Below are 18,226 nucleotides of genomic sequence, written 5' to 3'. Positions count from 1 at the left end.
AAATATCACTATTTAATATCTTCAAAGTCATCAATAGTGAATGATGATGACGCCTCTTGTTCCTTATGAGAAGAGAATGTTTTCTTGAAATCCTTCTGATGTTTTTCAGAGATTACTTCCTCTCCCTTTTCTTCAAAAACATAAGAAGTCATCTCATCCAAGATTTCTCTAAAGGCATTAAAATCTTCCTTGTAAAGATAAATCTTATGTTTCTGATAATGGGACGAACCATCATCATGTGTGAACTTTTTGCTCTCTGTTATCGTCAAATAATAATCACCGGCCTTGGTGCCGCGTATATCAAAGAAATAAGTTCGCCTACCTGCTCTTAGAGCTTTTGAGAAAATCTCATTGTTTTCTCCTTCATTTTCATACATATGTTCTATATTTTTAGGTATAATAATTATTTTTACAGTATTGTATTTATTTTATAGTATCATATTCTATGATAAAAATATCTTCGTTTTCTCTCTTAAAGTAATAGTGCTCACGTCCAAATTTCTCTCTACCTTCAGGGGTATTAATTTCCTTGATGGCCTCCCTGTCTTTGGCTATTTCCTTTTGGAGAAACTCCTTTTGACGCTTAAGGGATTCTATTTCCTTATTCAGCTTTCTTTGGGAAAGCAAAGAATTGGAGTCAAAGAAAAGCATCCATATTCCAAAAGCAGCGATGCCAATGAAGTAAGCATATTTCTTGATATAGGCCTGAAGATCTATCATTATTATTGGATTCTATTATGGACAATGGTCTTGACAATATCAATAGCCACCTTGTTATGTCGGTTATTGGGAATAATGATATCGGCATATTCCTTGGTAGGCTCTATAAACTGCTGGTGCATTGGTTTAAGAGTAGTTTGGTATCGGTTGAGCACCTCCTGTATATCTCTTCCGCGCTCGGTGGTATCTCTTTTGATACGGCGAATAAGACGCTCATCGGAATCGGCATGTACAAATATCTTAATATCAAACAAATCTCTCAGATCTGGATGAGAAAATATTAAAATTCCCTCCACTATAATCACCTTACAAGGAGCTATAGGTATCACCTGTGGCGTTCTGTTGTGTTCTACAAAGGAATAAGTGGGTTGCATAATTGTTTTTCCTTGCTTAAGCAGGGAAAGATGCTCCCTGAGCAAATCAAAATCCAAGGACTTAGGGTGGTCAAAATTCACCTTGGTTCTCTCTTCAAAAGTAAGGTGTGACAAATCCCTATAATAAGCATCTTGTGAGATGACACTCACCTCTCCTGGTGGTATTTCTTGGACAATCTGATTGACTACTGTTGTCTTACCACAGCCCGTTCCTCCTGTTATTCCTATGAGTAACATTCATTGTAAATTTTTGCAAAAGTAATTATTTTTCTTGACTTGAAAAAATTGTTTTTCTTAAAATATAACCCCTATTAAGGTTAAAAATCGTCCATGAAAAAATCCTCATACTCTTGCCAAAAACATTCTACTTGTTGCATCTTTTCATTTAAGAACACCATAGCTTGTTGCCAAGTATCCTTATTATAGATACATACCCCTTGCTTCTCTACCCAAATACGTGCTATTTCCTTACCATTCTCCAAGTAATAGTGCTCTTCAAATAGGATCTCAGGTAGGAACTCTGCCAATATGGATTTTAAGGATAGGAATTTGTTATAATATTTTTCTATTTCCTGCTGATCTCCCTCTATATCCATACATACCATCGCCTTTTTATTATCAAAATAGAATTTGAATTGGATAGGTTTCACCTTCGTCCTATACAAAATCCACTTATGAGGGAAAGATTTCCCAAAAGACACCCAAAAATCTTGTCTGAGCTTAGCTGCTTCCTCTTTGCTATACATTTATTGGTGATGATAAGGTTCGTTATTGAGAATAGTAAAAGCCCTATAGAGTTGTTCTACAAAAAATAGGCGTACTATCTGGTGAGAGAATGTCATCCTAGAGAGCGAACACATATTGTTAGCTCTCTGATACACCTGTTGAGAAAAACCATAAGGCCCTCCTATGACAAAGACACACTGCTTAACCCCCGTATTCATAATTTTCTGTAACTGCGCAGAAAACTCTACAGAGGTATATTCCTTTCCTCGCTCATCCAAAAGCACTAAGAAGTCATTGTCTGCTATTTGCTTAAGCAGCAAGGCACCTTCTTTGTTTTTTTGTTCTTCTTGTGAGATGTTTTTGGTGTTTTTCAAGTCAGGAATCGTCTCTATTTCAAATTTTATATAAAATCGTATTCTTTTCTTATAGTCTTCAATTATTTTTTCTAAAAGGGACACATCTGTTTTTCCTACTACGAGTAATTTTATGGTCATTTTACCTTATTTTTTTCTCATCATCATCCAAAATTCGCTTGATAGCATAGAGATTATGTGTGATTTCTTGAATATCTTCGTCAAAAATTCCCTCTGGGGTAATACGATCTACACGTACTTTCCCATAAGCATGAATGATATACCCGGATTGGATCAGAAGCCCCACATGAATGATACGCCCCATGTTATCATTAAAGAAAAGCAAGTCCCCTACTTCAGCATCTTCCAAAGTAGCCACATCTCCACTTTCAATAATTTCATACTGGGAAACCACCTCTCGAGGAAGGGTGATTCCCATAAGCTTATAGACCATTTGTACCAATGCAGGACTATCAATTCCAAAAGGAGATTTCCCGCCCCATGAATAAGGCGTATTAAGGTATCTCAGAGCTATCTCTACTACATTCTTACGCAACACCTTTCTCTGCACTTCTCCAGAGAAGAGATGTCCCATAAAAGGGGCATTGCTCACAGTAGCCCCTATACAAATGGGCAAGAGATCATATTCTTTATCACTAATCTGCACATAATCCACCATATCTGAAGCATAACGAGGGAGCACCTTCTTGGTTTCCTGGTAAGTAGCTTCGCTTATGGGAGATAATTGTTTGGCATCTATCCAACCTTCATAGTTATCAAAATCAGTACGTACATAACACCAGCCGTCTTCTTCTTTCATTATAAAGCACAATTCTCCGTATAATAACTGAGAAATCTGTTCGCTCTTATGAGAGGCTTCATCCCGCATCGGTACTATACTCAAATGACATATAGCATACATAATTTATTCCTTATAAAGAGTACAATATTACGATATTTTTTCGTATTAAACAAATTTATTGCATAGTAAAAGAAAAGAGGCATGTGGGATTATGCCTCTTTCTCAATAAATATATATAATTGCGTTACATACGGTTCATACTATGCCAACATAGTAACAGGGTTTTCTATGTAAGCCTTCAAGGTTTGCAAGAATTGTGCACCTGTAGCCCCATCTATAGTACGGTGATCACAAGCAAGGCAAAGCTTCATAGTGTGTCCCACTACAATCTGTCCATCCTTTACAACAGGTTTCTCTACGATAGCCCCTACAGAAAGAATAGCAGAGTTAGGTTGGTTAATGATAGAAGTAAATTGTTCTACTCCGAACATACCCAAATTAGAAACTGTAAAGGTGCTTCCGTCCATTTCAGCAGGTGTTAGCTTCTTGTTACGAGCTTTTCCTGCCAAATCTTTCACCAATACACCTATCTGAGAGAGACTCAAGTTGTCAGCGAACTTAAGTACAGGTACTACCAATCCGTCCTCAATAGCCACAGCTACTCCTATATGTACATGCTTGTTATACACTGTAACATCTCCTTTCCAAGAAGTATTCACTTGTGGGTGTTTTCTAAGAGCCATAGCGCAAGCCTTCACAACCATATCGTTGAAAGACACCTTAGTATCAGGCAAGTTATTGATTTGGCTACGTGAGGCCATCGCATTTTCCATATCTACCTCAATGGTAAGGTAATAGTGAGGTGCTGTAAACTTAGATTCAGAAAGGCGCTTAGCGATTGTCTTACGCATTTGTGAGTTCTTCACTTCTTCCGTAACTTCTTCTCCTACAGGAACATAAGCTACAGGAGCAGCAGCTTTCTCAGTAGAGGCAGCGGCAGCAGGCTTAGCTGATGGGGTGAATCCTTCTACATCTTTGCGTACGATACGGCCATTTTCTCCACTTCCTTTTACTTCAGATAGGTTGATACCCTTATCCTGAGCTATTTTCTTAGCCAAAGGAGAAGCAAATACACGTCCGTCGGTAGTGGTTGCAGCTGGAGCAGCAGGGGCAGCAGCCACAGGAACTTCTGCCTTAGCAGGAGCAGCAGCTGTTTCAGGGGCACTACCACCTTTAGCAGCGGCAAGTACAGCATTTACATCGGTACCTGCAGGGCCTATGATAGCCAATAATGAGTCAATTGGAGCTGATTCCCCTTCTTTGATACCTATATACAATAAAGTACCAGCATAGAATGATTCAAACTCCATTGTGGCTTTGTCTGTTTCTATTTCGGCTAAGATATCTCCTTCTTTTACTGTATCACCTACTTTCTTAAGCCAAGAGGCTACAGTCCCCTCGGTCATAGTATCACTTAGGCGTGGCATGGTAACGATCTGTACGCCTTTAGGCATAGCAGCAGCGGGTGCACTTGTAGCAGCAGCGGCAGGTGTCTCAGCAGCAGCTGGAGCAGCAGCGGCAGGCGCAGCAGCTGCACCACCACCTATAAGTGCTGAAATATCTTCACCTTTCTCACCAATGATAGCCAAAAGGGTATCCACGGGAGCGGTTTCTCCTTCTTTTAGACCAATGTATAATAAGGTACCTGAATAGAAAGATTCAAATTCCATAGTCGCCTTGTCGGTTTCTATCTCAGCGAGAATATCACCTTCCTTTACAGTGTCTCCTACTTTTTTGAGCCATTTTGCTACGACTCCTTCTTCCATGGTGTCGCTTAATCGCGGCATATTTACTATTTCTGCCATTTTCTTTTATAATTTATGAGGTAAAAAAGGATAATTTTCTTGTTCGTATACTACATCATACATTACATTCTTTTCAGGGAATGGAGATTCATTAGCGAATTTTTCGCACTCTGCTACCAAGTTCTTTACGCGTTCGTCTATGGCTTCTATTTCAGCATCAGTAGCATATTTCTTTTCTTTGATTACGTCAAGAACTTGAGTGATAGGGTCTATCTTCTTATACTCTTCCACTTCCTCTTTAGTACGATAATGTTGAGCATCGGACATAGAGTGTCCTCTGTAACGATAGGTACGAATATCCAAGAAAGTTGGGCCTTCTCCACGACGAGCGCGTTCTACAGCTTCGTATACCTTTTCAGCTACTGAAACAGGGTTCATACCATCTACAGGTTCGCAAGGCATTTCATAACCTAAACCTAATTTCCAAATATCAGGATGATTAGCGGTTCTCTCCACAGAAGTACCCATAGCATAGTGGTTATTCTCACAGATGAATATCACTGGAAGCTTCCAGTTCATAGCCATGTTAAAAGTCTCATGAAGGGTTCCCTGACGCGTAGCTCCATCTCCCATAAAAGTAAGGACAACTCCCCCTGTCTCATTGTACTTCTCAGCAAAAGCCAAGCCAGCACCTAGGGCGATTTGTCCTCCTACGATTCCATGACCTCCGAAGAAGTTATGTTCTTTTGAGAAAATGTGCATGGAACCTCCCAATCCATGTGAAGTTCCTGTTCCTTTTCCAAAAAGCTCTGCCATAATTCTACGTGGATCTACCCCTAAAGCGATAGGATGCACGTGATTACGATAGGCAGTAATCATTTTGTCTTTCTTAGGGTCAATTACGTGCATACAACCTGCCACAATTGCCTCTTGTCCATTGTACAAATGTAAAAATCCTCTTACTTTTTGTTGGATATAAGCAGAAGCCAATTTGTCTTCAAACTTTCTCCAAAAGAGCATTTCCTGGTACCATTGCAAATACGTTTTTTTATCTATTTTTTTCATTATCAAGAATGAATTTAGTATGCTTATTTATACTTTTCTAGAGTGCAAATTTACGAATTTTAAATCACTTTGCAAAGGTATAAAAACTTTTTTTATTATAGAAATTTTTTTTTCACTTTTCTTCTCGTCTAAGTAGCAAAATAGCAAAATACACCTCCAAAAAAAGTGCTACAAAGAAAGCGAACATGAAAGAGAGGATCTCCCACTCCCCTACCTTGGGCTGGGAAAGCAGTGGAGGAAGCAGGAATGCTAAGCAAGCCAACATCTGCAAAAAGGTGAGCACTATAAAGCGATAGCCTATATACATATTCCCTCCTATAGGGAGTAATAGCAAGCCACATACCCCTATAGCACACAAAGAATGGAAGATATAGAATGATTCCAAGGAGAAAAACAATAACCCTTTGTAATATTCCTCTACTACATAGAGGTGTAACAATAGGAAAACACCCATACAAAACAGTATCCTAAGGATTTGCTTAAGATAAAATAAAGAGGGTTTAGAACCCTCTTTGTTTTTGAATGCTTTCATAAGCCTCTTGTATACGTTTGAATTTCTCTTCAGCTCCCTTACGGATAGCAACATCATTGGTGTCAATACGGTCTGGGTGATATTTCTTAACCATATCGCGATAAGCCTTTTTAATTTCAGCTTCAGAAGCATCTTTACTTACACCAAGGATGGTGTAATCATCGTCTTTTTCTTGGCGGAACATTGCCTTGACACTCTCAAAATCGGACTGATCTATATTAAGATTTTTATTAATACGCTCTATCAAAGCAAGTTCTGCCTCCTTGATACGGCCATCAAGGCTAGCAATATCAAACAAGAAGTGTATAATAGAAAGACGTGCCTCATAGTTGGTGCGAGCACGCATATATAAGCAGATACGAGTTATCGGCACCTCATTCTGTTTGATTTGGTTGAAAGTACGAAATATATCGTTTGCCTTGTCCTTTCCGTAGAGAGAGACAAACTTATAACGTACATAGTCCAACTCCTTTTGGGTAGGTCCTGTACCATCTGCCTTGATCACTAAGGCACAAAGTGCAAGCAAGTTGAGCTCAAAGTCCGAAGGATTGTATCCTCCTTCTATAGCGCCTGCTTGTCTTAGATTCACTTGATTACTTCTGCTTCCCTTAAATAAAGTTAGGCGGAGTAATAATCCCAAACATAGAACAGCTATACCCACCCATATGTTTCTGGTAATAAGGCCGATAACTATCGCCACAATATACTCTAGGTATTTTTCTATAATTCTTGGCATATTCTTTCTTTTTTGAGGGCAAAGATAAAGATTTTATTTTTTATAAACAAATGATATTCTAATTTTTTTTAATTTTAATTCAATCTCTTCTGTTTAAAAAACTTGCGAAATGATTTGAATAATATTTTCAGATTTCCCCATGGAATAGTAATGGAGCGAAGGTACGCCTGCCTTCTTCAGCTCTATACTTTGGGCAATCGCCCACTCTATCCCAACCTGCTTAACGGCCTCATTGTTCTTACACTTTTCTATTTCCTTAACCAGCTGCTCTGGAAAGTCTAAGAAAAAAGCCTGAGGAAGTATATTAAGATGCTTTTTGACACTAACTGGTTTAATCCCTGGAATAATAGGTACATGAATTCCCATTTCGCGTGCCTTAGCTACAAACTCAAAATACTTTTTGTTGTCAAAGAACATCTGAGTAACTACATAGTCGGCTCCATTATCCACTTTTTCTTTGAGTTTTTCCAAATCAAATGTTTTGGAAGGGGCTTCTATATGCTTTTCAGGATAGCCAGCCACTCCTATACAGAAATCCATACCTATATTGGTTTCCAAAGTATCATGTAGGTAAATTCCTTTGCGTAAATTATCGATTTGTTTTACAAGGTCAAGGGCATATACATTGCCATTTTTGGTAGGGCGAAAATACCTTTCCTCCTTCATAGCATCGCCCCTGAGTGCCATGATGTTGTCTATTCCCAAATAGAAACAATCCACTAGCAGATCTTCTGTTTCTTCCTTGGTAAATCCCCCACAGAGTACATGAGGTACCGTATCTATATTATACTTATGTTGTATAGCCGAGCAGATACCCACTGTACCAGGCCGCATACGAATGAGTTTTTTCTCCAACAATCCATTGGGATGCTCCTTGTAGAGATACTCTTCGCGGGAAGTTGTTACATCAATAAAAGGAGGCTTGAACTCCAAGAGAGGCTCTATATTCTTGTACAGTTCCTCTATATTATTTCCCTTCTTAGGCGGGACTATTTCAAAGGAAAATAATGTTTTCCCTTTAGCTTGTGCTATATGCTCCGTTACTTTCATCTTGTTTTTTATCTTTTTCTCTAATAATACTCTATCACCCGTTCTGTTATCTCTACAGGGTTTCTATTTATATATTGTGTTCGTTCTACCCAATTTCCTTTTTCGTCGAAGGTATAGACGAATGTATATTTTTCATCTAAAATACCCTTGCGATATATTTGTTCTTCTGTTACGTTACCATTTTTGGCTCTGCTATAAAGTATATCCCAGTTTTCTTTACCTTTTTTATGATTCTCCTCTACCAAATTATGATTTTTATCATACTTGTAAAAGATTTCTGTATCCTGTAAGTAATATTCTATCAGATCTCCGTTGTCATTATAAACCACTTTTAATTCAAATTGTGTTTTATTCTGATACAGATGACCTCCTGTAATAACTCCTTTGTCATCATAAGTTGTTAAGAGATAATCTCCATCATTGAAATACATCTTTCCTTCGGTTCTGTTGCCCTTATCATCATATTTATAGGTAAATTTCTTTTCATAGGAATAAATATTATCTTTGTTATAATACACGATTTTAGTAAGATATCCCTTTTGAGTAAATACAGATAGGGTATTTTGCTTATTGTCCTTCTGCTTGTGATTTTTAGCATCGTAAGTCTTTACTCTCAGCGTCTTGATGTTTCCTTTAAGCTCTTGGGCTGTCCAATCATTTTTCACTCCTGTGTTATCTGCATTCGTATTACTCTCTGGAGCTGTATCCATCTCCGAGATCGGTTCTCTTAGCTCTTTTGGGCCTTCTCCATAGGTTATTTCCCTATCGGTTAGATAAATTGCCTTACCATTAAGGTATTCTATACGCTCTGTCCAGTTATTTTTATCATCAAGGGTATATATATAGGTATGATTAGCAATGGTCTTACCATTTTTGTCATATTTTTTCCGCTCTATCATATTTCCTTTATTATCATAGACAAAAGAATACTTATATTTCAGTTGGCCTTCAGCATCATAGATATTAGTTTCTATACATAGGTCTTGGTCATTGTAAGCATTTATTTGTTTTTGTTCCAATTCTCCCTTTTTATTATAGGTTTCTTCCTCAAGGAGTAATTGTTTGTCATTGTAAGAGCGTATTTCTTTTTGAAGAAACACCCCTTGGCCACTGTAACTATTAATTTCTACTTCATTACTCTCAGAATCCTGGGTATAGATATACCTTGTTTTAAGTGTGCCGCCTTCCTTAAACTCATTGACCAAAGCGCGATTCCCTTTGGTGTCATATCTATATTCATAGCGACGCATAGCCTTGTCGGTAGGAGAGAAAAAGGTCTTTTCTACTTGGTTTCCCTTGTTGTTAAATACCGTAAGGGTATTCTCTCGCTCGGAGGTTCTAGCTTTCTTTTCCACTTGGTTAAATTTCTCAATTACCGAATAAGAAGTCATACGCACTTGCTTTATCTCTCCGTGCAAGTTCTGTTGTTTCAGATCATTATAAATATCTCTCCCTCCACAACTTACAAGAGAGAGTGCTATCATAAAAAATAAGATTTTGTTCATATCGGTTAAATTTTCTGCAAAAATACATCTTTTTTCACTATTTGCCAATTTTGTAGAAAAAAATTACTTATCCAAAAAATGGCATTCTTCTTGTACTCAAAGGTTATAAACAGACTTTTTGAAAATTTTCACAGATAAAAATAGAATAATAAATCATTGTAAATCAGATTATTAAAGTATTCTATAAAGAGAATACATATAATTTTGCGTTTTGTTGGGTATCATCATTAAAAAAATACACTATATTTGTTGCGCATTTAGAACTAAATAAATTTATATGATAAAAAAATTTTTGCTCCTTGCCTCTTTTTTAGTATTTTCCCCTTGTTTTTCACAGAATGACAGTGCTTTTCAAGATGGAGAATATATAAAGTTTCGTGTACGTTATGGCGTTTTCAATGCAAGCTATGCCTCTCTCCTATTGAAAAACAAGGTATATGAGGGTAAAACAGTCTATCACGCTTTAGGGAAAGGAGAAACTACAGGATTAGCCAAATTATTTTTCAAGGTTGATGACACTTATGAAAGCTATTTTGACAAAAATACAGGGAAACCCTACTTTTTTAATCGTGATATCTATGAGGGAGGCTATACCAAGAAGCTGAATTTCTTTTTCAATTTTGACACTAACAACCTACGTATCAAGAATTTGGAGAATAATGAAGAGAAAAATATGCCTATACAACCTGATATAAAAGATGTTATCTCTACTCTATACTACCTGCGTAATAATCCTAAGATGAACTCCCTGAATAAGAATGATGAAGTGAGCATGGATATGATTTTCGATGACGATGAAGTATACCGATTTCGACTCAAGTTCTTAGGACGAGAAAAAGTAAATACACCACTAGGAGATATTAACACACTTATTTTCAGACCTTTAGTTCAAGATGGACGTGTATTTAAAGAACAAGAAAGTCTCACTCTATGGATTAGTGATGACCAAAATAAGATTCCCGTCAAGATAAAGGCTAGCCTTAGGGTAGGGTCTTTGGTAGGTGAAATTATTAGCTTTAATGGACTAAAGCACCCAACTACATTAAAAAAATAACTATGGAAAAAGATTTAAGTGATTTAAGGCTTGTCTATTCCTTGGGAGCACTCTTGGAAAAAGACCTCAGAGAGAATCCTATGGAACAATTTCAACAATGGTTTCTACAAGCTCAGCAATCAGGTACCGTACAAGAGCCTAATGCTATGTCTGTAGCCACCATTGGGCTAGACGGTTTCCCAAAAACTCGAGTGGTACTACTCAAGAAATTTACCGATGAGGGATTTATCTTCTATACCAATTATAATAGTGAGAAAGGAAAAGCCATAGAAGTTCACCCCAATATCTGTCTATCCTTCTTTTGGCCTGCATTGGAACGACAAATCATCATCAAAGGAACCGCTGAGAAGCTCGCGGCCAATCTCTCCGATGGTTATTTCCTATCACGCCCTCGTGGTAGCCAGTTGGGTTCTATAGTATCTGAGCAGAGCCAAGTGGTACCCTCAAGGGAGTACCTACAGGAACAACTCTCTGCTCTAGAACAGGAAATGGAAGGCAAGCCCCTACAGCGCCCTGCTCATTGGGGAGGTTTTCTCGTACGCCCTGTCTCTTTAGAGTTTTGGCAAGGACGCCCTAACCGACTCCATGACCGTATCCGGTATACACTACAAGAAGATTATGATTGGAAAATAGAGCGCCTGAGTCCTTAAAAAATACTAATTAAACCCAAATTTGGTAGAAAAACATTTTTTTTATTAACAAGTACTCTTTTTTTCTTTTATGTATAATGAAAAATGTGTACTTTTGTGCCGAAAAAATCTATGACTTTATAATATTGACATATGAAAAATTTAGATACTTATATAGAGGATTTGTTATTCAAGCACCAGTGTGTGATCATTCCTGAGTTTGGAGCTTTCGTTTCCAACAGGAAGGCAGCAGAATTGGCCGCTGACAAATCTTTTTCCCCTCCACAAAAAGAATTGACTTTCAATGCTCGCCTTACTTATAATGATGGATTGCTTGCCAAGCATATTTCTGAAGTGGAGCGCTCCTCATATGAGGAGGCTCAAGGATATATCAAGTCCGTAGTTACCACTTGGAAACAAGATCTTAGTTTAGGAAAGGAAATAAGACTTGCCAATATAGGGAAGTTCACTAAAGGAACTGATAACAATGTGATTTTCACTTCTTTGTCAAAAGAAAACTACCTTACTGATTCTTTTGGTATGTCCAATGTGGCTGCTAAAGAAATCAATAAGAGTGAGACAGGGGTGGAAATTGCTAATCCTATATATGGTAATGACCAGAATAACAAGCCTGGATTGGTAGAAAATCCCAGTGTGACCCCTGAAGAGGCGGCAGCTGGGAAACCTAAACCCAAAATGCCTCTCCCTATAAAATATGCGGCTGTGGCTATCGTAGGTCTTTCTGCTATTGGGTTTGCTATCTATTCTTTCCTCAATAACCAAGAAAACCCTGCCGTAGTGGAAGTACAAGCCGACCCTGCCAAGGTAGAGGAGCTTGTCAATGAAGAAGTAGCTAAAGCTACCTATGTCCCTGATGTACAGCTAACAGCTACTGCTATACAAGTTACCAAAGACCCTGCTTTGGTAAAAAAACGCAACGAAGAGAAGAAACGAGCCGAAAAAGAAGCTGCTCTTGCAGCCAAAGAAGCTGAAAAACAAGCTGCTCTTGCTGCTAAGGAAGCTGAAAAGGCTGCCAAGGAAGCTGAGAAACAAAATACAGCAAGCACTTCAAACAATACAAGCAGTGGCAGTAGCACGACTAGAGATACAGGTACAAAGGCCTCAAGCGGAAACTTCTTCTTGATTGCAGGAGCTTTCAGTTCCGAAGCCAATGCTCGCAATCGCATCAAGCAACTTAAAAGAGATGGATATAGTAGTGCCACTATGGTAGGACAAAACGAAAAAGGTTATTACTTAGTTGCCTACAAAAGTTTCAGTTCTCGCTCACAAGCTGAAAGTTATATGCCTGAGATAAAGGGTAAAGGATTAAGCACTTGGGTATATCCTCCCGCTAAATAATCCTAACCCAATAAAATAAAAAAGCTATCCTTGATTTGGATAGCTTTTTTATTTATCGGTTATTTATCTTTGTCGTCAGATCAGTGAAGAACTTTCTAAACTGCTTATCGGTCTCATTAAGATTATCTACCGTCTTACAGGCGTGAAGTACTGTAGCATGATCACGCTTTCCTATGAGTTTTCCTATGTTAGCCAAAGAGAGTTTAGTATATTTTTTAGCAAAGAACATAGCCAACTGGCGTGCCTGCACTACATGTCTCTTTCTAGTCTTGGATTGCAATTCCTCTACTGTAAGCTGGAAGTATTCTGAAACAATCTCTTGGATATACTCCACTGTTACTTCCTTCTTGATATTCTTTACAATCTTATCTACCGCTTTCTTAGCCAAATCAAGGGTAATTTCCTTCTTGTTGAAGAGTGCTTCTGCTACTAAGGAGGTATTGACCCCCTCTAATTCTCGGATATTGGTCTTTACATTCTGAGCTATATAATCCACTATCTCATCGGTCATTTCCACTCCATCACGGTAGAGAATTGCCTTGAGGATACGTCTGCGCATCTGGTAGTCGGGGGCTTGTAGTTCTGCTGATAGTCCCCACTTAAAGCGAGAGAGTAGGCGCTGTTCTACATCCTGTATATCCACAGGGGCCTTATCAGAAGTCAAGATCAACTGCTTCCCATTCTGATGTAAGTGGTTAAATATTTGGAAGAAAACATCCTGAGTTCCTTGTTTGGAAGCAAAGAACTGTACGTTATCTATGATAAGAACATCTATCTGTTGATAAAAATGAATAAAATCGGTACGGTTGTTATTTTTTGCAGCTACTGCATATTGTTTGGTAAAATCCTCAGCCTCAATATATAAAATTTTCTTTTTAGGATGCTTCTCTTGGATCTCATTGCCAATGGCATGAGCCAAGTGGGTTTTCCCAAGCCCTACTCCTCCGAATATAAACAGCGGATTGAAGGAAGTACCTCCAGGTCTTTCAGTGATCGCCTTACCAGCTGAGCGTGCCAATCGGTTACTTTCTCCCTCAATAAAGGTATCAAAGTTCTTATTTGGATTCAGCTGAGAATCCACTTTTACTTCCTCTATCTCTACCAGCCCTGGTACTATATAAGGGTTATATGCTTGTTGAGGTTTTTGTTTGTACCCCAATACCTCCATACTAGTTGCCTTACGGTTGGAGCTTGGAAGTTGCTCTGTTGCCTGCTCAGTCTTATTAGGATTGTTCTCCATCTTAATATTATAGATGAGCTTGGGGCGAGAGCCTAACTCCTTAGTTAAGGCACTCCAAATTAGGTTGATATAATGATCCTCCAGCCATTCCATGAAGAACATGCTAGGCACCATAATCACCAAGGTATTATCATCGGTCAGCTCCACAGGCTCTATGGGCTTAAACCAAACATCAAATACATCCTTGGATATGTTATCCTTTATAAAGGACAAACAATTTTCCCAAATATTCCGTACATCGGTATTCATTAGTTATAAGAAATTTTATATATTTGCGTTTTAAAAATGAGGGGTAAAATCATTGGGCAAAAATGCAACTTTTTTTTTGAATAAAAAAATTTTTTTGCCCTTTTCCGAAAATTATTATTATCTGATTAATTATCAACTATTTAAAATAAGAAAACATGAACAATTCATTTACTTTTCAAATACGTACCCGCTATGGGGAAACAGACCAAATGGGGGTTATATATTATGGTATATATCCACAATATTTAGAAATTGCCCGTGTAGAGTGGCTCCGCAGCTTAGGCATCTCCTACAAGGAACTGGAAGAGAAAGGTATCATGCTACCTGTTGCCTCCCTACATATTGACTACAAGAAACCTGCCCTCTATGACGAACTCCTCTCCATTACCCTCACCCTGAAAGAACCTCCTACCTCCAAGATTACTTTCGAGTATGAAATCTTCAATGAGCAACAACAACTCCTTTCCAAAGCGCATACTACCCTTGTCTTTGTAGATAAAAACACCTTCAAACCTATAAAATGTCCGTCTTTTATCTTGGAGAAAATTAATTTTTAGAGTAAAATTCGTATCTTTGTCCCTCGTTTCACATCAGGGGTGTTCTATCGCCGCTCTAACAAAGCACAAGCCTTTGGTTCTCTTTTCCTTAGAGAGAAAAAGCCCTTTAGAAAGCCCCTACTATAACGATAGGACAAAGATACAAAAAATATTTGAACGCTTCACAAGAAAAAACATTATTTTATGAAAGAAGAAATTCAGATGGATATGGTAAAAATCGCTCAAAAAATACTTACCAATCCTGCTTTCTTGGATAATTCTGAACTCTTAGTCAAAGAATTACAAAAACTCTACGAAAGAGCTTTGGTTTTTAATTTCTTAGAGAAGAATCACCCTGAAGCACTTAAGAAAAACACCTATACACCTCCCTCCACTCCCCCTCCTTCTGCTATAAAAGAGGAAAAGATAGCCCCCAAGCAAGCCCAAGTGAATACACCAACCAATACATGGGATGAAATTCGCTCTCAAGCTCCTGAAAAAGAGATTATCTTTGAAGAGAAAACCTCCTCTCCTAAAGCACAGAGTGAGGCCCCTAAAACTCTCAATGACCGTATAGCTTCCCAACAATTACAGATAGGGCTGAATGACCGTATTGCCTTTGTTACCCATCTTTTCAACGGAGATATAGAGGCCTATAACAGGGCTATAGCCATGATTAATAACCTACATACCCCTGACGAATGTTGGGCTTTTATTCTTCAGAAGGTGAAACCTTCTTTCAATAATTGGCAAGGAAAGGAAGAATACGAGGATCGGTTCTTTTATATTGTTTCTAAACGTTTTGGATAATGGGAAAACTTTACTTAATTCCTACCCCTATTGGTAACTTGCAGGATATCACCCTGAGAGCCTTGCAAGTACTTGAGCAGGTTGATCTCATCTTGGCAGAAGATACTCGTACCAGTGGCAAGCTCCTCCAGCACTTTCATATCAGCACTCCCATGCTTGCACACCATAAGTTCAACGAACACCAAGCCCTTGAGGGAATCCTTAGAAAGCTCAAGGACGGCCAGCAGCTCGCCCTTATCAGTGATGCAGGTACCCCTGCCATTGCCGATCCAGGATTTTTGCTCTCCAGAGCTTGTATTGCCGAAGGTATCCCTGTGGAAACGCTCCCTGGGGCTACAGCCTTTGTACCCGCCTTAGTCAATAGTGGATTGCCCAATGATCGTTTTGTTTTCGAAGGCTTCCTTCCTGATAAAAAAGGGCGACAAACCCGCCTGAAAAATCTTATGGAAGAGACCCGAACGATGATTTTCTATGTCTCTCCTCACAAGCTCATAAAGACCCTTGAAGAGTTTACCCAATTCTTCGGGGCTGAGCGTAAGGCGAGTATCAGCAGGGAGCTTACCAAAATACATGAGCAGACGCTCAGGGGCACCTTGGCGGAACTTTTAGCCCATTTTCAAAGCCAAAACCCCAAAGGTGAGTTTGTTCTAATTCTCTCTGGGAAAGACACAAAATAAGGGGTAAGACCTACAGCCTTACCCCCTTTTTAGCAAATGTGTTTCTATTATGCGTTCATTATTTAGCCTTGCGCATGAACTCCTCTATCGTATCTACCATGGAACTGCTACCACAGAAGAAAGGTGTACGCTGGTGTAGCTCGGTAGGCTCTAATTCCAAGATACGCTGAAAGCCGTTGGAGGCCTTTCCTCCTGCTTGTTCTGTAAGGAATGCCATAGGATTGCACTCATAGAGCAAGCGTAGCTTTCCATTAGGAGACTGAGAGGTAGAAGGATACATATAGATACCTCCTTTGATCATATTTCTATGGAAATCCGATACCAAAGAACCTATGTAGCGAGAGGTATAAGGACGATCATCCTTTTCTTCTTGACAGAACTTAATATAATCCTTCACACCCTGAGGGAATTTTATATAGTTCCCTTCGTTGATAGAATATATTTTTCCTTTTTCAGGGAATTTCATATCGGGGTGAGAGAGGTAGTAACTACCCAATGAGGGGTCTAAGGTAAAGCCATTTACCCCCTTACCTGTGGTATAGACAAGCATAGTGGAAGAACCATATACGATATACCCTGCGGCAACTTGGTTCACTCCTTTTTGTAAGAAATCCTCCAACTGCACTGGGGTACCTTCTGGGGTAATGCGTCGGTAGATAGAGAAAATAGTACCTACGGAAACATTCACATCAATATTGGACGAGCCATCGAGTGGATCTATCAGCACCACATACTTGCTTAACTCAGAGTTTTCTCCGTTTTTGATTTCAATAAAAGTATCGTTTTCCTCTGAAGCAATACCACAAACTACCTCGCGCTGAGAAAGAGACTTGATGAAGGTCTCATTGGCAATAACATCCAATTTCTGTTGTTCTTCCCCTTGTACATTTTGGTTACCTACAGCACCCAATACATTGGCAATGCCTGCTTTGTTAATGGCTCGATTGACCATTTTGGAAGCAATTTGCAAACAACTAATAAGTCGTGATAATTCCCCTGTGGAGTACTTAAAATCACGCTGTTTCTCAATGATAAACTCCCCTAAGGTGGGCAGACTTTTTTCTTCTTTCATGTTAATATCTCTTTATTTTAGTACTGCGAATTTACAATTTTTTTTCCATACAACCATGTCATTTATTTAGATTATAACAAATTTAACACTCCTGTTTTTTCAAAATAACTACCTTTGCAATCCTTTAAAAATGATTTTTATAGATGATTATCGACACACATACCCATCTGTATGTAGAGCAGTTTGATACAGATTATAAGGAGGTTATACAGCGAGCCATGGACGCCGGAGTAGAAAAATTCTTCCTCCCTGCCATAGATTCCTCTTATACCGAACGCATGTTTCGCTTGCAAAAAACATACCCTAAGCAGATGTATCTTATGAACGGTTTACACCCCTGTAGTGTGAAAGCGGATTGGGAAAAAGAACTTGCTCATGTAATCGCTCTCATGCAAGCCTACCCTAATACTTTCTATGCTATTGGTGAAATCGGTATAGACCTCTACTGGGACAGTACCTTTTTAGAAGCTCAAAAAGAAGCCTTTCGCCAACAGATTCGCATAGCCAAGAGCTATAAGCTCCCTATTGTGATCCATTGCAGAGAAGCCTTTGAGGAAGTTTTCGAGGTACTTGAAGGTGAAAAAGATGAGCAATTATTTGGCATATTTCACTGTTTTTCAGGTAATCAACAACAGGCCGAACAGGCTATTTCCTATGGATTGAAATTGGGTATAGGAGGCATTGTAACCTTTAAGAATGGGAAAATAGACACCTTTCTTAGTTCTATTGCTTTGGAACACATTGTTTTAGAGACCGATGCCCCCTACTTGGCTCCCATACCTTTCCGTGGCAAACGCAATGAAAGTAGCTACCTTACCTATATCATAAAGAAACTTTCTGAGCTATACGAAGTATCTGAAAATGAGATTATTAATCAAACAACAGCCAATGCCATTGAAATTTTCAAGCCTTGATTGTTTCTTTTCTGATAA

General features: G+C 38.7%; 21 protein-coding genes. 7 read left to right on the top strand and 14 right to left on the bottom strand.

The features are described 5' to 3' along the window. Positions 1-8: 8 nt before the first annotated feature. From HMPREF9331_RS01740 to HMPREF9331_RS01685, 12 genes are all read right to left on the bottom strand, one after another. Positions 9-377, bottom strand: a complete 369-nt coding sequence (locus tag HMPREF9331_RS01740) for a PUR family DNA/RNA-binding protein (RefSeq protein WP_009641406.1) — start codon at positions 375-377, stop codon at positions 9-11. Between the two features lie 46 nt (positions 378-423). Then, a complete protein-coding gene (locus HMPREF9331_RS01735) occupies positions 424-720 on the bottom strand; it encodes an FtsB family cell division protein (protein ID WP_009641486.1) in 297 nt (98 codons plus the stop codon). A 2-nt stretch (positions 721-722) separates the two neighbouring features. After that, entirely contained in the window at positions 723-1,331 is a 609-nt protein-coding gene (gene udk, locus HMPREF9331_RS01730; protein ID WP_016419454.1) for a uridine kinase, read from the bottom strand. An 80-nt stretch (positions 1,332-1,411) separates the two neighbouring features. After that, a complete protein-coding gene (locus HMPREF9331_RS01725; protein ID WP_009641424.1) occupies positions 1,412-1,840 on the bottom strand; it encodes a DUF4268 domain-containing protein in 429 nt (142 codons plus the stop codon). Next, complete coding sequence (gene rlmH, locus HMPREF9331_RS01720; RefSeq protein ID WP_016419453.1) at positions 1,841-2,314, bottom strand: 23S rRNA (pseudouridine(1915)-N(3))-methyltransferase RlmH; 474 nt, start codon at positions 2,312-2,314, stop codon at positions 1,841-1,843. A 1-nt stretch (position 2,315) separates the two neighbouring features. Continuing rightward, positions 2,316-3,095 carry a C40 family peptidase gene (locus HMPREF9331_RS01715; RefSeq protein ID WP_016419452.1) on the bottom strand — a complete coding sequence of 260 codons (780 nt, stop codon included), beginning with the start codon at positions 3,093-3,095 and terminating at the stop codon, positions 2,316-2,318. Between the two features lie 140 nt (positions 3,096-3,235). Beyond that, entirely contained in the window at positions 3,236-4,840 is a 1,605-nt protein-coding gene (locus tag HMPREF9331_RS01710; protein WP_016419451.1) for a 2-oxo acid dehydrogenase subunit E2, read from the bottom strand. A 6-nt stretch (positions 4,841-4,846) separates the two neighbouring features. Continuing rightward, entirely contained in the window at positions 4,847-5,845 is a 999-nt protein-coding gene (gene pdhA, locus HMPREF9331_RS01705) for a pyruvate dehydrogenase (acetyl-transferring) E1 component subunit alpha (protein ID WP_016419450.1), read from the bottom strand. Positions 5,846-5,957: 112 nt separating this feature from the next. Then, positions 5,958-6,377 (bottom strand): hypothetical protein, encoded by a 420-nt coding sequence (locus HMPREF9331_RS01700; protein ID WP_234945842.1) that lies wholly within the window; start codon positions 6,375-6,377, stop codon positions 5,958-5,960. Then, positions 6,346-7,113 carry a tellurite resistance TerB family protein gene (locus HMPREF9331_RS01695; protein ID WP_016419448.1) on the bottom strand — a complete coding sequence of 256 codons (768 nt, stop codon included), beginning with the start codon at positions 7,111-7,113 and terminating at the stop codon, positions 6,346-6,348. The genes HMPREF9331_RS01700 and HMPREF9331_RS01695 overlap by 32 nt, the downstream gene beginning before the upstream one ends. 93 nt (positions 7,114-7,206) lie before the next feature. Next, positions 7,207-8,163, bottom strand: coding sequence for a methylenetetrahydrofolate reductase [NAD(P)H] (gene metF / locus HMPREF9331_RS01690; RefSeq protein WP_016419447.1), 957 nt, complete (start codon positions 8,161-8,163; stop codon positions 7,207-7,209). 20 nt (positions 8,164-8,183) lie between these two features. Beyond that, on the bottom strand, positions 8,184-9,668 hold the full coding sequence (locus HMPREF9331_RS01685) for a hypothetical protein (protein ID WP_016419446.1): 1,485 nt from the start codon (positions 9,666-9,668) through the stop codon (positions 8,184-8,186). 277 nt (positions 9,669-9,945) lie between these two features. On the opposite strand from HMPREF9331_RS01685, the gene HMPREF9331_RS01680 reads away from it, so the two are divergent. From HMPREF9331_RS01680 to HMPREF9331_RS01670, 3 genes are all read left to right on the top strand, one after another. Continuing rightward, positions 9,946-10,722 carry a DUF3108 domain-containing protein gene (locus HMPREF9331_RS01680; RefSeq protein WP_016419445.1) on the top strand — a complete coding sequence of 259 codons (777 nt, stop codon included), beginning with the start codon at positions 9,946-9,948 and terminating at the stop codon, positions 10,720-10,722. A 2-nt stretch (positions 10,723-10,724) separates the two neighbouring features. Beyond that, on the top strand, positions 10,725-11,372 hold the full coding sequence (pdxH, locus tag HMPREF9331_RS01675) for a pyridoxamine 5'-phosphate oxidase (RefSeq protein ID WP_016419444.1): 648 nt from the start codon (positions 10,725-10,727) through the stop codon (positions 11,370-11,372). Positions 11,373-11,504: 132 nt separating this feature from the next. Continuing rightward, positions 11,505-12,710, top strand: coding sequence for an HU domain-containing protein (locus tag HMPREF9331_RS01670; protein WP_016419443.1), 1,206 nt, complete (start codon positions 11,505-11,507; stop codon positions 12,708-12,710). Positions 12,711-12,762: 52 nt separating this feature from the next. Here HMPREF9331_RS01670 and dnaA read toward each other — a convergent pair whose 3' ends face one another. After that, positions 12,763-14,199, bottom strand: a complete 1,437-nt coding sequence (gene dnaA / locus HMPREF9331_RS01665) for a chromosomal replication initiator protein DnaA (protein ID WP_009641524.1) — start codon at positions 14,197-14,199, stop codon at positions 12,763-12,765. A 155-nt stretch (positions 14,200-14,354) separates the two neighbouring features. Here dnaA and HMPREF9331_RS01660 point away from each other — a divergent pair, with 155 nt between their 5' ends. The 3 genes from HMPREF9331_RS01660 (at position 14,355) to rsmI (ending at position 16,222) form a co-directional block, all read left to right on the top strand. Next, on the top strand, positions 14,355-14,756 hold the full coding sequence (locus tag HMPREF9331_RS01660; RefSeq protein ID WP_016419442.1) for an acyl-CoA thioesterase: 402 nt from the start codon (positions 14,355-14,357) through the stop codon (positions 14,754-14,756). Positions 14,757-14,939: 183 nt separating this feature from the next. Continuing rightward, the gene (locus HMPREF9331_RS01655) at positions 14,940-15,545 is read left to right on the top strand and encodes a hypothetical protein (protein WP_016419441.1); all 606 of its coding nucleotides are present in this window, start codon (positions 14,940-14,942) and stop codon (positions 15,543-15,545) included. After that, positions 15,545-16,222 carry a 16S rRNA (cytidine(1402)-2'-O)-methyltransferase gene (gene rsmI / locus HMPREF9331_RS01650; RefSeq protein ID WP_016419440.1) on the top strand — a complete coding sequence of 226 codons (678 nt, stop codon included), beginning with the start codon at positions 15,545-15,547 and terminating at the stop codon, positions 16,220-16,222. The genes HMPREF9331_RS01655 and rsmI overlap by 1 nt, the downstream gene beginning before the upstream one ends. Before the next feature lie 58 nt (positions 16,223-16,280). Here the strand turns inward: rsmI and fbp are convergent, their stop codons facing one another. After that, positions 16,281-17,294 carry a class 1 fructose-bisphosphatase gene (gene fbp, locus HMPREF9331_RS01645; protein WP_016419439.1) on the bottom strand — a complete coding sequence of 338 codons (1,014 nt, stop codon included), beginning with the start codon at positions 17,292-17,294 and terminating at the stop codon, positions 16,281-16,283. A gap of 143 nt (positions 17,295-17,437) precedes the next feature. Here fbp and HMPREF9331_RS01640 point away from each other — a divergent pair, with 143 nt between their 5' ends. Then, complete coding sequence (locus HMPREF9331_RS01640) at positions 17,438-18,208, top strand: TatD family hydrolase (RefSeq protein ID WP_016419438.1); 771 nt, start codon at positions 17,438-17,440, stop codon at positions 18,206-18,208. Positions 18,209-18,226 lie beyond the last annotated feature (18 nt).

This window comes from Capnocytophaga granulosa ATCC 51502, from assembly GCF_000411115.1.
Lineage (GTDB): Bacteria > Bacteroidota > Bacteroidia > Flavobacteriales > Flavobacteriaceae > Capnocytophaga > Capnocytophaga granulosa.
Note: the sequence above shows the minus strand (reverse complement) of the source record. Positions and strands in the feature narration are given on the sequence as shown.